This is a genomic window from Nostoc sp., assembly GCF_036917975.1.
GTDB lineage: Bacteria > Cyanobacteriota > Cyanobacteriia > Cyanobacteriales > Nostocaceae > Nostoc.
Map to the genome: position 1 here is coordinate 14,754 of NZ_JBALEJ010000009.1, position 15,850 is coordinate 30,603.

Here is a 15,850-nt window from a genome sequence, read left to right on the forward strand (position 1 = left end):
AGAATTCAGAATGAATTCTGTGCGACTGGCGGATGAATAATCGGGTTTAAGACCCTCACCAAATTGAAAATTTGGTGGTCTTCAATCAGTCGCGGGTCTGAATCCCCGACTGATTTATTCTGACTCCTGAATTCTGACTTCTGAATTCTTCTTCAATACTGGTAAGTGCCTTAGCTTAATTTTACCTAGTCTGGCCATTAGTCGGTAGTGACGATCGCAAGATAAAATTCATCACGATGGGTTGAAAATATTGCCCGCATTCCCTGAATGTCAATCAATTTTAGTCCAATCAAAAATAACAAGCAACCGCAAAATCATCTCCATACCTGACTAAATTAATATTATTACTGAGAATCATTAAAGGATTACCTGCTGCGGCTAAGGAAGTATTGACAGGAATCGCTAATCAAAAAACAATAGAAAAAATAAATCAAATAGTTGATTTGTTTAATATCAAAAATTTTCTAGTCTCAGGTCAAAAATTTGAAGTTAAAGCGTCTATTGATAGAATAATCACTGCCCTTGATTTAGTTGAAATCTTTTTTAAACAAGAAAATTATATTCAGGGAGTAGCTATTCTAAATGCTACTCAAGAGACATTTTTAAAAGCTGCTATTCTTTCACAAACCAAAAAGATTCATGAACGTCCTATAGCATTACAAAGTCGGTAACGGCACTCCCGCCTTATACATTTTTGTTTAAGTCCCATTAGTAATTCTCATTAAAAAAAGCGGGAGTTACCCGCCTAGTTCCGTTAAACAGTTTGATCAGCTAACTATTGCACATCAGATTGACAAAGCTATTGCAAAATTGTGTCAAAGGTGTTACTGCAAAATGTAATATAGAACTTAATACGCTTGCGTTAAGTTGAGAGCGATCGCAGTCTGCAATGTAATATAAGCCTTGGTAGACTAACAAACTCAAACTATGACTCAGCAACCAACTGATCTAGACAATAAAGCTGTATTTGAGCAGTTGTGGGAGATTACAAAAGAACTCCGTCAAAAACTAGAGGCTCGTTTTCAGTTACATCTAGACCCTTCTGTAGAAAATTTACAGCAATACAGCAGTCTCGATGGTAATGCGAAGGGTTCACTGACTGGTTTTTCTGGGGAAGAAATTGACTGGCTAGTGCATTCGTGGCTAGGAAACCCTGAAAAATCGAACTTTAGCACTATGCGTCTCACCACTTGGTTAAAGTCGCATATTCAGGTTCCTCATTTGGCCTTTGAGTTTGGCACACTTCCAAATATTTTCTTTTATATAGATTACATTCCCCGAACTGAGCTTTTAACCGATTTGGCATATCTCGATCGCTATTATGAGCCAGTTAATCCAACATTCTTAAAGTTACAGGAAGATTCACACCTCAAGGTATTTACCAGCAAAAGTACATATATTCGTCTATTTCAATCACCTGTTAGCTTGTGCTACACAGGCGCACCAACTTTTGAAACCCTCGAACTAACTCGCACACTTGCACACGAAACACTCGATCGCTGGCTTACTTGGATAGATGCAGCTGAACCTGTGCCAGAAGATGCACGCACCGCTTTAGCTGCTCGTGATTTAGCGCTCCGCCGAATCAGTGCGGAACGCGATCCAGGTAATAAATTTGCCGCGCAGATATTTGGCTCGGAATTGACAGAGAAACTTGTGCGATCGCTCTGGGGTGGCGATCGAATTAGTCATTAGTCATTGGTCATTTGTCCTTTGTCCTTTGTCCCATGCCCTATGCCCACTAATATAGAATCATTCCGCGCTTTAGCACTGCAAGTTACCTGCTATGCAGTCAACCAAACCAGTGATCGCCACGAAGCGCGATCGCTCATGGAAAACTCCATCAACCGCCTAGCTCAACAAATTGCTGCTAGTATTGCTTTCATTGGCTTTGATTGTCGTTTAATTGTACTGCCAGAATATTTCCTTACCGGTTTCCCGATGGGAGATACTCTCGCAGGATGGGCAGAAAAAGCCTGTATAGAAATGGCTGGTGCTGAGTATGAAGCCCTTGGTAAAATTGCCCAAAAGCATAAAATCTTTTTAGCAGGTAACGCCTACGAAGTTGACCCCAACTTTCCCGGATTGTACTTTCAAACCAGCTTTATTCTTGACCCTTCTGGCTCAATCGTCTTGCGGTATCGGCGGCTAAATTCCTTATTTGCTCCCACACCTCATGATGTTTGGGATAAATATCTCGATTGCTATGGCTTAGAGGGAGTTTTCCCCGTTGCCAAAACGGAGATCGGTAATTTGGCAGCTTTCGCATCAGAAGAAATTTCGTATCCAGAAGTGGCGCGGTGTCTGGCGATGCGAGGAGCAGAGATTTTTGTGCATTCCACCTCGGAAGTATACAACAAAAACCTCACCCCCAAAGACGCAGCAAAAATCACTCGCGCCGTCGAAAATCTAGCTTATGTAGTTTCAGCTAATACCGCAGGCATCGCTAATATTGCCATTCCCATTGCTTCGGCTGATGGTGGCTCTAAAATCATTGACCATCGCGGCATCGTATTAGCAGAGACAGGTGCAGGCGAGAGCATGGCAGCATTTGCAGAGATTGATTTAGCCGCATTACGCCGCGATCGCCGCCGACCAGGGTTAAATAATTTACTTTCCCGCCAACGATTTGAACTATACGCCGAAAGTTACCGTCAATCACACTTTTACCCCGCTAATACTATGCTGGAAACAGAAGTAGACCGCAAACACTTCCTGCAAACACAGCAAGCCACCATTGAACGCTTAAGCCAATTAGGCATAATTTGAATTTGGGAATGGGGCAGAAGAATTTTAGATTTTGGATTTTGAATTTTGGATTGAAGAAAAAATCTAAAATCTAAAATCTAAAATCCAAAATTGAATAATTCTCAACTCCTGCCCCCTGCCTCCTGCCTCCTGCCTCCTGCCCCCTGCCTCCTCATGACAAAACCAATAGAAGTCCGCAATCCCCGAACTGGCAAATTTGACTACGTAATTATTCCGCCGCCTCCAAGGCTGGTGGTACAACAGTGTAAGCGCACGCGTCGGGCACAAGTTCGCTGGCAGCAGTTGGGTTTAGAGGGAAGAATTGAAGCCTTACAGCAGTGGAAACAGGCGATATTATCTGGACGCGATCGCCTCACAGAAGCTTTGGTAAATGATACGGGAAGATTATCAACCTCGGTATTAGAAATAGATTCTTTCCTCTCTAGCGTCGATCGCTGGTGTCGGTTAGCACCGGAATTGCTGCAAGAATCTGCCAAAAATACCGCGATTCCGTTTATTGCCTTGCAACAAGCATCTGTGCCTTATCCCCTGGTTGGGGTAATTAGCCCGTGGAATTTTCCACTGTTACTATCTACCATTGATACCATTCCGGCATTGTTGGCGGGTTGTGCTGTCATTGTCAAACCTAGTGAAATCACTCCCCGCTTTGTAGCACCACTAATGACAGCACTCAACACTGTTCCCAAACTGCACGACGTTTTAACTTTTGTTGAAGGAGCAGGTGCAACCGGATCTACTTTGATTGAAAATGTAGATTTGGTATGCTTTACAGGTAGTGTGGCGACAGGAAGAAAAGTTGCACAGGCGGCTGCAAAACAGTTTATTCCAGCCTTTTTGGAATTAGGAGGAAAAGATCCTGCGATCGTTTTAGAATCAGCTAATTTAGAATTAGCAACCTCAGCCATCTTGTGGGGTTCCGTCGTCAACGCCGGACAGTCATGCCTCTCAATTGAGCGAATTTACGTTGCAAATTCCATATTTGAAAAGTTTTACCATCAACTAGTAGCCAAAGCCCATCGCCTGCAACTAGCCTATCCCACAGTCGAAAGTGGAGAAATTGGCCCGATCATCGCTGAAAAACAAGCAGCCATTATTAGCGATCATCTCCTAGATGCAGTAGAAAAGGGAGCAGTCATTCACAGCGGCGGTGTCATAGAAGATTTAGGTGGCGGTTGGTGGTGTCGTCCCACAGTGCTTACCCAGGTTAATCATTCCATGAAAGTGATGACCGAAGAGACTTTTGGCCCCATTATGCCAGTGATGCCTTTTTCCACAGTAGAGCAAGCAGTATCTTTAGCCAATGACTCAATTTATGGATTAAGTGCTGCTGTATTTGCCTCGGAAGCCGAAGCCTTAGAAATTGCCCACCAGATAGATGCAGGTGCGATTAGTATCAACGATGCTGGACTCACCGCCATGATGCACGAGGGAGAGAAAAACGCCTTCAAATTCTCCGGTATGGGAGGTTCGCGTATGGGTGCGGCGGCGCTGAAACGGTTTATGCGAAAAAAAGCTATTTTGATCAAAACTAACACTACTAATGACCCTTGGTGGTTTGAGAATGGGGAGTGACCAATGCCATCATCACTATGCAACTCATTCCCGTAACTAATGGCGATCGCATTTTGATAATATCTGTTTTACCAGAGGCGATCGCCTCTGCCACAGTTTCGTCTACAATCACCAAAGCACCTGGAAGAATTTTGATAGTTTTGTTTCAGAACACAAGTAGACATCTCCGAAAAAGAATTGTTTTGACGTAGCACTGCTACGTCTCTACAAGGGTTATGGGTGACGCATATTTAATTTCTGGAGATGTCTAGTCCATTCGTTCACTTGGTCAGTGGCGTGGTGTTGAAGTATGGCAAAGACAGCCGGGAATATGAGATGAAAGGCATCGCGGCTCGTTTGCTTGTCGTTTAACAATAAGTTGCACACTATAATAAATAGGGCGATCCTAACCAAATGCTTTACTTGGAAGCTTGCCTGTATGTCTTATCCGAAACTAAGTGACGAAGAAATTGTCCAACGTGGTAAAGAATTCTACGAAAAACATATCCGTTCCCAAGTTGAGACAGTAGAGAATATTGGCAAATTAATTTCCATCAATGTTGAAACAGGTGAATATGAAATTGGTGATGATTTGCTGGTAACAAGCCGTCGTTTGCAAGCCAAACAGCCTGATGCAGCAATTTGGGCAGAAAGGATTGGTTATGATGCTGTGTATGCTGTTGGTGGTTCATTAGTCAGGACAGTACAGTGATACACGGTACGGTGGTTGGGCTTCAAGCACGAATGAGTGTTTTGGTTCGTTTGGAAGACAAGTCAGATATAGAAATTGAGTTTGTTATTGATACGGGGTTTGAAGGTTTTCTTACCTTACCACCCGATCTGGTTGCAAAACTTAGCTTGCCATATATAGCTAAAATTCAAGCAAATCTTGCCGACAACTCTAAGACTACAACAAATGCTCATGCAATAAAGATTGTGTGGAACGGTGCGGAGCGAGAAATTATTGTGTTGGCGATGGGTCGTCGTCCTCTCCTGGGAACTGCACTACTTGCGGATTCTCATCTCAGCATTGATTTTTATGAAGGTGGTACTGTCCTGGTTGATGAAATTTTGTAATCTTGACAAAGCTAAAGCATTCACGGTGAATGATGCCCATTGCTTGGCGTAGGCGTAGCCCATCGGAGGCATCGCATTTTCAAAAAGAGTATTAAGAAAATCTATTGGTCGGTTTCTACAATAACGTTACACTCGATAACAGACTAAGCCTTTATCTAGATCCTGTAACGCCTGATGAACCTAGCTGATATCCTCAAAGACTCAAATTACAAACTTTCGCAGTTTACTAAGGCGGAAATTGAGCAGTTAGAGCAGAGAGGCTCCGCCAACGAAATCGATGAAGCAACAGCAACGGCTTGGATCAATCAGCAGCTTGAAGCGTTAGGAATCAATTTATCAAACTCGTAGTATTGAGGGTGTTATCAGATGTCACCTGAGCGATCGCGCAGCAACTCCACACGGGTATCGCAAGTAACAGTATTCTTTGAGTTAATAACCAACTTGTGAATAGAAAAGCGATCGCTCTCACACGATAAATCCTACCCTTATCTTCTGGATATTAGAATTCCCAAAAAAGTCATCTAGCTAGCACCCTTTGTTTTGAATGCCTTCCCTGCTTCCCCTGCCTCCCCTGCTTATCCGAGCAGTATTGCCCCTGCCTCCTTTTTAAATTCGGTCGATGTCTAAAGGTTTAATGCGCGGCAATTTTTTTTGTAACAAACTTATGCAAAGCTGTAAGAGAAAAATGCCTTGTTAAAGATTATCTATGAACATCCGTAAAGTCTCTACTACACCCTTAAACGATCAAAAGCCTGGTACTTCTGGACTGCGGAAAGCAGTTAAAGCTTTTCAGCAGCCCCACTACCTGGAAAATTTTATCCAATCCATCTTCGATTCTGTCGGGGATTTGCGGGGACAAACCTTAGTTGTGGGTGGTGATGGGCGTTATTACAATCGCCCAGCCATTCAAATCATTTTGAAAATAGCGGCGGCCAATGGCATTGGGCGGATTAAAGTTGGTCAAAAGGGGATTTTGTCTACTCCGGCAACTTCCGCTATTATTCGCAAGTACCAGGCTATTGGCGGCATCATCTTGTCTGCTAGTCATAATCCGGGCGGGCCAAATGGTGACTTTGGTGTGAAATATAACATTAGCAACGGTGGCCCAGCACCGGAAAAGGTGACAGAGGCGATCTACGATCGCACTAAAGTAATTGATAGCTACCAAATTCTGGAAGCGCCAGATGTAGATTTAGAAACCTTGGGTGAGTCACATTTGGGAGAGACGGTAATTGAGGTGATTGACTCCGTACATGATTATCAAGAATTAATGGAGTCGCTATTTGATTTCGATCGCATTCACCAACTGTTAACAAGGGGAAATTTTCGGATTAGCATTGATGCCTTACATGCGGTGGCTGGCCCCTATGCCCATGCCATTTTCGAGCAACGTTTAGGCGCACCAGTGGGAACTGTGCAAAATGGTACACCTCTAGAAGACTTTGGAGGCGGACACCCTGACCCAAATCTGGTTTATGCCCATGAGTTGGTGGATATTTTGTACGGCGAGAATGCGCCCGACTTTGGAGCAGCTTTTGATGGAGATGGCGATCGCAATATGATCTTAGGGCGTAAGTTCTTTGTCACACCTAGCGATAGCCTGGCAGTGTTAGCCGCAAACGCCGAGCTAGTTCCTGGTTATAGTTCGGGTTTAGCAGGGGTAGCGCGATCGATGCCTACTAGTCAAGCAGTAGATCGAGTTGCGGCTCAAATTGGCATTGAATCCTATGAAACACCTACCGGCTGGAAGTTTTTCGGCAATCTTTTAGATGCACGTAAAGCTACTCTCTGCGGTGAAGAAAGCTTTGGTACCGGCTCTAACCATATCCGCGAAAAAGATGGGCTATGGGCTGTTCTCTTTTGGCTGAATATCATAGCAGTCCGGCAGCAATCTGTTGAGCAGATTGTACGAGAACACTGGCAGACTTATGGACGTAATTATTACTCACGTCATGACTATGAAGAGATAGAGACAGCACCAGCTAACACCTTAATCGAAAGACTGCGTTCCTTACTGCCAAAGCTTAAAGGCAAGCAGTTCGGTAACTATCAAGTTGAATACAGTGATGACTTTAGTTATACCGACCCTGTTGATGGCAGCATTAGCGAAAAACAAGGTGTTCGCATTGGCTTTACCGATGGCTCCCGCATTGTGGTGCGACTTTCTGGTACTGGTACTCAAGGTGCGACTCTGAGAGTTTACCTAGAAAGTTACGAGCCAGATCCCGCCAAACATGACCTCGATCCACAGCAAGCACTTGCTCCTTTAATCACTATTGTTGAGGAGATAGCCCAGATCCGCGAATTGACAGGACGAGAACAGCCAACTGTAATCACCTAGTACCGCAAGGCGGAAGTCAAAAGTTAAAAGTCAACGAAAATCGGCGGGAATCCCATCCCAACAAGAGGGGTGTCCGGGAGCCGCCCGCCGATTTAGTCATTAGTTAAAATCAGCCAAGAAAGTATTTGCTGCCAAAGAATTTACAGCCGAGTCAGCAGCGTTTCCTCCATCAAGACTTCCAATGTATGCTTCGCCAGTTCCAACTGTAAAATCTATCTGAGCAGGTGGGGTTCCATTGGTAAAAAAGACTTCATCTGTGATTTGGTTTTGAGCGCCAAGAGCTACACTTAAAGTAAGAATGTTGGAATTTCTTTTCGCCCACGTTCGCGTAGTGTCGCGTAGCTATAGCGGGATGTTCGCGATCGCGTCTCTAAGAGTTGTACGGTTTTAACCTATACTTAGAGGTCTGTGGACTCGCTGGCAGAGGCTCTCCTAGAGAAGAGGCTACGCTATCCGCCACTCGTACAGAATACCTAACTGAATTCTGACTTCTTCTTGAAAAAATTAATATCATGTGGTATTTACCTATCTTCCAGCGCTTTCGGCAACTGCTACAACCACGGCGTCGTTTAGCAATTTTTGAAGCTTGTCTGATTGGTTTGGTTTCTGCTCTTGCAGCAGTCTTACTAAAATCGGGGGTGGGATTGCTAGGTGCTTGGCGAGTGCAGACATCGCTACTGCTACCAGCTTGGTTGGTGTTACCAGGTATCGGACTTGCCTTTGGATTCCTTGCAGGATGGTTGGTTGAGCGCGTAGCACCAGAAACTTCTGGGAGCGGTATTCCTCAAGTGAAAGCAGTGTTAGCGCGTATACCAATGGCTTTAGATTTGCGGGTTGCCTTGGTCAAGTTAGTTGGTGGTATTCTGGCACTGGGTTCTGGGCTAGCTTTAGGGCGGGAGGGGCCAACAATTCAGGTCAGCGCCGCTTTAGCAGCTCAACTCAGTCGGTGGTTTCCGACTTCACCAGACCACCGCCGCCAGTTAATTGCTGCTGGTGCAGGAGCCGGGTTAGCGGCTGCCTTCAATGCACCGATCGCAGGTGTATTATTTGTAGTAGAAGAGCTGTTACAGGATTTTTCTGAATTTACCTTGGGCACTGCGATTCTGGCTTCTTTTATCGGTGCCGTTGTCTCGCGGGTATTGGGTGGTCGTAGCCTGGATCTCAATCTAGCATTAACTGCTTCCAAGACAGAGTTTTTTGTTCAAGATATTCCCTTCTATTTGGTGTTGGGGATTGTAGCTGGGTTGATGGGAGCGTTATTCAATCGCGGGATTATTGCTAGCTTAACTGTTTACCGCCGTTCTCTACGCTTTGGATTACCTGCTCGTGTGGCTTTAGCTGGGTTAGTGTCTGGGGTAATTGTGGCATTACTACCGCTAGCGTTTCGAGATAACACAGGACTGCGGGAAATTTTAATTACAGGTGAGGCAAGCTGGTCAATAGCTGCGATCGCCTTTGTCTCCCAGTTTATCTTAACTCTCGTAGCTTATGGCTCTGGTGTCCCAGGTGGATTATTTGCTCCAGCTTTGACCCTTGGGGCTGCTCTTGGCTACTTGGTAGGTATGGGAGAACACGCTCTGCTGCTTCCTTTCGGGATAGCGACTGGATTACCAATTACCTATGCCTTGGCAGGAATGGGCGCTTTTTTTACTGCGGTGGCCAGAGTGCCAATGACGGGAATAGTCATTGTGTTTGAAATGACTACAGATTTCAACTTAGTACTGCCCTTAATGATTGGCTCTGTAACGTCGTATCTAGTTGCTGAAAAGTTAGCGCCAGGCTCGCTATACGACAAACTTTTGGAGTGGAATGGCATCATTATCCAAAAAGCAGCACCGGTAGGGGGGATAATGGCAAATTTGACAGCCAAAGATGTCATGCAGCAACAGGTAGAAACTCTGGATACAGAGATGCCTTTAGATGAAGTAATTCAAGCATTCGCCCGTTCTCATCATCGAGGCTTTCCAGTGGTAGAGGAGAGCAAGCTTGTAGGGATTGTGACGCAATCAGATTTACTCAATATTCGCGATCGCAACTTAGCAAATAATACTCCCTTAGGGGAAATTATGACCACCACTCCGGTGACAGTAACACCGATTCACACCCTAAGCAATGTACTGTATTTACTCGATCGCTATCAAATCAGTCGCTTACCAGTGGTAAATGGACGAAAACTGATTGGGATTATTACCCGTGGAGATATTATTCGGGCGGAAGCAGACCATCTTAATGGTGAAAATACGACCCCCAAACTCCGACCAGATCCTTCATACATAGTTTACCAAACGCGATCGCCCAGCACCGGTAGAGGTAGATTATTAGTGCCCGTAGCTAATCCCGAAACTGCGGGTATTTTATTACTTATGGCAGCAGCTATTGCCCGCGATCGTCATTATGAAATAGATTGCGTGCAAGTGATGCTAATACCCCGCCACAGTTCCCCGTCAGAAACACAGGTAAGAACGGCAAAAAGTCGCCGCTTGCTAAGACAAGCAGAAGTCTTAGCAAAAAAATGGCAAATTCCCCTACACACGCAGATTCGAGTTACTCACGATGTCGCCCAAGCAATTTTAGAGACAATCAACGAACAACACATCGACCTAATTTTAATGGGATGGAAAGGTAGCACATCTACCCCAGGTCGGATTTTTGGTAACGTTGTAGATACCATAATTCGCCAAGCCACCTGCGAAGTCGTATTAGTAAAATTAGGCGAAACCCCCCAATCCCCAATCCCCAGTCCCCTCTTCAACAGCTGGCTAGTTCCAATGGCTGGAGGCCCCAATTCCCAACTGGCGATTAAATTGTTACCGGCTTTAATTACATTGGGAAATGCACCACAAATTCGCCTGACACAGGTGTTTAAAGCATCTGAACTTAAGCCAGATATGTCAGTTTTAGAACAAGCCATTCGCCATTTGATGCGTCGCCGCAAATTGTCTAGCAGTGTAGTTGCTCTCCCAGTCCAAGCTAATTCAGTTGCAGAAGGTGTGATTAACCTAGTAAAAACCGAAGGTTATGATGTTGTAGTTTTGGGAGCTTCACGCGAGGGATTGTTGCAGCAGGCGATTCAAGGTAATATTCCAGAAGCGATCGCCTCTGGTGTAGAAAGTACAGTAATTTTGGTTAGGGGTGCAATTAAGACGTGAACTCAATACCGTTCGGTTAAGGTTTTTTGATGAAAATTATAAATCTCAAAGACGCGATAAATCGGCGTCTCTACAAAAGACTGATTATTGTAGAGACGCCGATTCATCGCGTCTCTTGCCTTAACTTACCGAGTACGGTTGAAGTTGGGGCTTCTGTAATCACGGGGGAGTGCCACTACTATAGACTTTCGCCCAAGAATAGGACTTACCTCCCCTCCTACAGCAGAGACGGCTGAACCTTGTTTAAATAGCTGAGTAGCCTTTGTTAGTGGCCCAGTTCCCTGAAGTTTTGGTGCGTAGTAAACTTGACCTGCGATCGCAATTCTCAGCTGGTCTGCGTGTGATATTTGAAGGAAATCATGCCATTTATTACACAGTATCAGAAGCCGAAATCATAATTATTCGCGTTTTGCATGGTGCGCGTGATGCTAATGCATTAGCAGAAAGAGGCGGTTTTGAATAATTTGCAGCACTTCTTAATCTGTGGTTGTAATCCAGAAAGAAACACGGGGTACAAAAAATTGGACGGAACGGCTAACCGATAATTTTGGTATTATTGGAAAGGTAAAAGTATGATTATCGCAAATTTTGAAACATAAGAGGTATAGTTTTATAAAAAATTTTTTGCCATTGGCAAAAAAAGATACCTCAATAAAGAGGAATAGGAACAATTTCAAACGCAATGCTGGAATTTTTATTTCATTGTCCGCTACTGCACTTATTTCCCTGGGTTCTCCGGCATCTGCTGCACCAAGGCTCCTGTTCCACTCCGGTTTTGAAGGATCTACCCAGGTGACGGGTCAAAGTGCAAACAGGGCTGACATTGTTGGGGTTGATACCTCGGTAGCCGCACCCAATGACTGGGTAAGAGACCTGGAATCTGATCCTATAGGCATTTTTATGATTGAATATCTAGGTGGTGATTCTTCTCAAAGACTTGCCTCAATTGTGAAAGATCCGCTTGATCAGAATAACCATGTTCTCAGTTTCTGGCTAAAAAAACCTAATGATACTGAATGTGGCGGTTGCAAAGGACGTATTCAGGCGGATTTATATGATAATGCCAAAGGAAAAATGACTGAGTTCCTGTATCGTTATAAGGTAATGTACAGTCAGGACTGGAACAAATATCAAAAAGGCTGGGTTATCCTGGATGAGTTTTGGAATAACGCCTTTTGGCTAAGTACACCTTATCCTTTCCGTATCCACACCGTTCTGCTGGCAAGAGACCACGGAAAACTGAAACCTGTTCTTGGGGCACAGATATTGGATTCGCATGGGAATTTTCAGGAGGTATGGACAGCACAATCCCCGGAAAATTTTGATATTCCCTTGGGAAAATGGATTGATGTAGAGGTCTATTATAAGCAGGGTGATAGAAATACGGGACGTTTCTATTCCGCAATGACCTATGATGGTAGAAAAACTGTGTTATTTGATGTGCATAATATCACCTATCACCCGCAAGATCCTAACCCTGATGGAGTGACAGAATTTAATCCTTTAAAGCTCTATGCCGGGGCAGAAGCCATTGATGACGTACGCAACCAGGGTGGTGTATTGCAGCTCTATTTTGACAATTTTGAACTTTGGACAGGGGTAGATCCTGAAAATGCACCTCCAAAGACCATAGGGAGTAATACGCAACCTGTGCATGTACGCCTCCTGCTCAGGTTAATCCAGTCACTTTTAAAGGGGAAGCAACTTTGAAACGTCAAAATGATGTCAACTACCTACACCTGACAACGGCAACAGGTGTCATTTGCTTATCACTTGTAATACGATTGCTGGTATTCTAATAGCGGCAAGACCCTTGCCAGACAATTGGCAAAGCAAAAGTAAAACAATGGAAATCGCTACAACCAGAGTACCGCGTTGGTTCGTTCGCAGAGACATTGATGGTTTATTTGGGCTGGCGCTTGATAATTTTATTCAAATTTTATTGATTGCGAATTTGTGCCAAGGAGTGCTAGGCTTTCCTGAGTCGTTAGTTTATGGGCGGATTTTGCCAGGTGTTGCAATTAGTTTGATTGTTGGCAACTTCTATTACGCAAGGCTAGCTAAAGAACAAGGTAAACGTGAGCAAAGGGATGATATTACTGCTTTGCCTTATGGGATAAACACCGTCAGCCTTTTTGCCTATATTTTTCTGGTGATGCTGCCTGTAAAATTGGCGGCAATTTCTAGTGGTGCATCTGGGGAACAAGCTGCTGAATTAGCTTGGCAAGCAGGATTGGTGGCTTGCTTTGGTTCTGGTTTGATAGAATTTGTCGGGGCATGGTTGGGAGAGCCACTCCGTCACCTCGCCCCCCGTGCAGCATTGCTTTCCACTTTGGGTGGTATTGCCATCACTTTTATCGCCATTGGTTTTCTATTTCGTACATACGCCAATCCCGTAGTCGGCTTGGTACCTCTTGGTGTGATTCTGCTGACTTATTTTGGGCGAGTGCGGTTTGCCATACCTGGCGGATTGTTGGCAGTTCTGTTGGGAATTACCCTCGCTTGGGTAACAGGTTTAGCCAGTTGGGATCATGCCAAGTTGATCGCTACCCTGGAACCAATTAGGCTTTATCTGCCTTCTTTGTGGCTCTTAAAATTGTGGAATAGTCGTTCAGTCTTGGTCGATTATTTCAGTATTATTCTACCAATGGGGTTATTTAATCTTGTTGGCAGTCTCCAGAATTTAGAAAGTGCTTCAGCTGCGGGTGATACTTATCCTGTGGCTCCTTGTCTGAGGGTAAATGGTATTGGTACATTGGTTGCTGCTATTTGTGGTTCCTGTTTCCCGACTACTATTTATATTGGTCATCCTGGCTGGAAAGCGATGGGAGCGAGAGTTGGTTACTCTATACTCAATGGTATAATTATGAGCTTGCTTTGCCTAAGTGGAACCGTGGCAATGCTGGCTTACTTTGTGCCGATTGAAGCTGGAATGGCAATTGTGTTGTGGATTGGGATTGTGATTGTCGCTCAAAGCTTTACAGCTACCCCGTCGCACCATGCACCTGCTGTGGTTGTTGGTCTATTGCCGGGGATTGCTGGTTGGGGTGCGCTAATTGCGAAAAATGCACTTCGGGCAGCAGGCTTGGGCACGCCGGAAAAACCTTTCACACCAGCCTTAATTGAGCAGTTTAAGTTGAGCGATACGTATATTGATGGGGCTTTTGCTCTAGAGCAAGGGTTTATTTTTTCCGCCATGATTTTAGCCGGTATTACAGTTTACATTATTGAGCGCAAGTTTCGCCAAGCTGCCTATTGGTCTATAGTCGCTGCTGTCATTTCCTGGGTTGGATTGATGCACAGTTATCGTTGGACTGTTGCAGATACAGTTGTTAATTTCGGCTGGGGAACTGGTGCTACTTGGGCTATTGGCTATATTTTACTGACAATTCTCTTTTTCTATGTTGATTGGCAAGAAAGACGTAAAGCTTGATGCCAACCATGAGGTTTTCGTAGGCGATTAAGTCGTTAGACTTCACAACGCGACGCGCTATTCTTTTAGCGTGTTCGGTACGTTGCCTACTTATTCGCAAGTGCTTTCTGGCAAAAATACTTCTAGCTTTTCTACGCCCTGACGACTTCTTTACTTTCTTGTAAATCCGTCTCTGAGCCTGTTTGACTGATTTCTCAGCCTTTCTAAAAAATCTATCGGAATACCCAGCCCCGATACTTTTAGAAGGGTGTTTGAAAGAATTAACCCAAAAGAATTTGAGAAAACCCTGTGTCTTTTCATCCGAGTTATTTGTTCCAGAAATAGACGCTTTGAAAACTGGCACAATATTTGGAACTAAAACTTAGTAAGTATCTGGTTAATAAAATACCCGAATAACAATTTTTTGCCGAGCTTTTCACAGATGATGAAAAAGTAGGCTGTAACATCTGTTGCAACAAGCTATAGAGGGAATCTATAAAGTTAATTTTGAGCAATTTTTGTGGAGATTGAATAATGCTAACCGCTACAAAAACGTTGTCTGGTTTGATGGGTTTATGTGTCGGTGATGCGTTGGGTGTGCCAGTGGAGTTTACTAGTCGCGCTGAACGAGTAAAATCTCCAGTGACAACAATGTTGGGTTATGGCACATGGAATCAACCACCAGGAACTTGGTCAGATGATAGTTCCTTAAGCTTTTGCTTGGCAGAATGCCTTTGTAGAGGGTATTCGTTGGATGCTATAGCCAATTCCTTCTGGCGCTGGTACAAGGAGGCTTACTGGACTCCCCGTGGTGATGTCTTTGATATTGGTCAAACTACCCACACAGCAATTATGCGCCTGAAACAGGGAGTTGTTCCCCATCAGGCAGGCGGTAAGGTTGAAAATAGTAATGGCAATGGTTCTTTAATGAGAATCTTGCCGATGGCTTATTGTCATAGAAACTTAACTTTAGGTGAATTGCTGGCGCGGGTGCATGATGTTTCGGCAATTACCCATGCTCATGCGCGATCGCAAATGGCCTGCGGCATTTATATTAGTATTGCAGTGGCGCTGTTAGAAGGTGCTGACCCCCAAACAGCTTATTTACAAGGATTGCAAGACATCCAAACAATTTATTCTGTGCGAGAATTTTTGTTAGAAAAGCCGCATTTTGGCAGAGTTTTCAGTGGTGAGATTGCCAAGATACCAGTGGAAGAGATTAATTCTGGTGGCTATGTGATTGACACCTTAGAATCATCCCTCTGGTGTTTGTTAAATACCTCGTCTTATTCTGAGGCGGTATTGAAAGCTGTGAATTTAGGCGGAGATACCGATACCACCGCCGCCGTCACCGGTGGGTTAGCGGGAATTTACTACGGTGTGGAAAATATTCCCAAACAATGGATGAACCAAATTGCTCGTAGACAAGACATTATTTACTTAGCAGAGCGTTTTACAAGGGCTGTTTACAGTTGAAAGGAGTAAGAATTTTAGATTTTAGATTTTGGATTTTAGATTGAAATTTAATCCAAAATCTAAAATCCAAAATCC

General features: G+C 44.2%; 14 protein-coding genes and 1 pseudogene. 14 read left to right on the forward strand and 1 reads right to left on the reverse strand.

The genetic code is table 11. The annotated features are described in order from the left end of the window. Positions 1–389 precede the first annotated feature (389 nt). The 13 genes from V7K76_RS02480 to V7K76_RS02540 all read left to right on the forward strand — a co-directional run bounded on the left by V7K76_RS02480 (position 390) and on the right by V7K76_RS02540 (position 14,320). Positions 390–671, forward strand: coding sequence for a hypothetical protein (locus V7K76_RS02480; protein ID WP_334775956.1), 282 nt, complete (start codon positions 390–392; stop codon positions 669–671). Positions 672–927: 256 nt separating this feature from the next. Next, positions 928–1,695 (forward strand): red chlorophyll catabolite reductase, encoded by a 768-nt coding sequence (locus tag V7K76_RS02485; protein WP_334775957.1) that lies wholly within the window; start codon positions 928–930, stop codon positions 1,693–1,695. Positions 1,696–1,734: 39 nt separating this feature from the next. Continuing rightward, positions 1,735–2,769 (forward strand): nitrilase-related carbon-nitrogen hydrolase, encoded by a 1,035-nt coding sequence (locus tag V7K76_RS02490; RefSeq protein WP_334775958.1) that lies wholly within the window; start codon positions 1,735–1,737, stop codon positions 2,767–2,769. Between the two features lie 153 nt (positions 2,770–2,922). After that, positions 2,923–4,341, forward strand: coding sequence for an aldehyde dehydrogenase family protein (locus tag V7K76_RS02495; RefSeq protein WP_334775959.1), 1,419 nt, complete (start codon positions 2,923–2,925; stop codon positions 4,339–4,341). Positions 4,342–4,358: 17 nt separating this feature from the next. Further along, positions 4,359–4,532, forward strand: a complete 174-nt coding sequence (locus V7K76_RS02500; RefSeq protein ID WP_334775960.1) for a hypothetical protein — start codon at positions 4,359–4,361, stop codon at positions 4,530–4,532. A gap of 227 nt (positions 4,533–4,759) precedes the next feature. Continuing rightward, positions 4,760–5,032, forward strand: coding sequence for a hypothetical protein (locus V7K76_RS02505; RefSeq protein ID WP_334775961.1), 273 nt, complete (start codon positions 4,760–4,762; stop codon positions 5,030–5,032). 32 nt (positions 5,033–5,064) lie between these two features. Beyond that, the gene (locus V7K76_RS02510) at positions 5,065–5,397 is read left to right on the forward strand and encodes a clan AA aspartic protease (protein WP_334775962.1); all 333 of its coding nucleotides are present in this window, start codon (positions 5,065–5,067) and stop codon (positions 5,395–5,397) included. A 174-nt stretch (positions 5,398–5,571) separates the two neighbouring features. Beyond that, entirely contained in the window at positions 5,572–5,745 is a 174-nt protein-coding gene (locus tag V7K76_RS02515; RefSeq protein ID WP_334951745.1) for a hypothetical protein, read from the forward strand. A 358-nt stretch (positions 5,746–6,103) separates the two neighbouring features. Further along, complete coding sequence (locus V7K76_RS02520; protein ID WP_334775964.1) at positions 6,104–7,738, forward strand: alpha-D-glucose phosphate-specific phosphoglucomutase; 1,635 nt, start codon at positions 6,104–6,106, stop codon at positions 7,736–7,738. Positions 7,739–8,250: 512 nt separating this feature from the next. Next, positions 8,251–10,887: a chloride channel protein gene (locus tag V7K76_RS02525; RefSeq protein WP_334775965.1), complete on the forward strand. Its 2,637-nt coding sequence runs from the start codon at positions 8,251–8,253 to the stop codon at positions 10,885–10,887. 268 nt (positions 10,888–11,155) lie between these two features. Next, positions 11,156–11,350, forward strand: coding sequence for a type II toxin-antitoxin system RelE/ParE family toxin (locus V7K76_RS02530; protein WP_334951751.1), 195 nt, complete (start codon positions 11,156–11,158; stop codon positions 11,348–11,350). 167 nt (positions 11,351–11,517) lie between these two features. After that, positions 11,518–12,597, forward strand: a complete 1,080-nt coding sequence (locus V7K76_RS02535; protein WP_334775966.1) for a hypothetical protein — start codon at positions 11,518–11,520, stop codon at positions 12,595–12,597. A 136-nt stretch (positions 12,598–12,733) separates the two neighbouring features. Continuing rightward, entirely contained in the window at positions 12,734–14,320 is a 1,587-nt protein-coding gene (locus tag V7K76_RS02540; protein WP_334775967.1) for an NCS2 family permease, read from the forward strand. Between the two features lie 4 nt (positions 14,321–14,324). Here V7K76_RS02540 and V7K76_RS02545 read toward each other — a convergent pair. Continuing rightward, a pseudogene (locus V7K76_RS02545) lies at positions 14,325–14,534 on the reverse strand (transposase); the annotation flags it as partial. A 299-nt stretch (positions 14,535–14,833) separates the two neighbouring features. Between V7K76_RS02545 and V7K76_RS02550 the strand changes: the two are divergent. Then, positions 14,834–15,775: an ADP-ribosylglycohydrolase family protein gene (locus tag V7K76_RS02550; protein WP_334775968.1), complete on the forward strand. Its 942-nt coding sequence runs from the start codon at positions 14,834–14,836 to the stop codon at positions 15,773–15,775. The last annotated feature ends 75 nt before the right edge of the window (positions 15,776–15,850 follow it).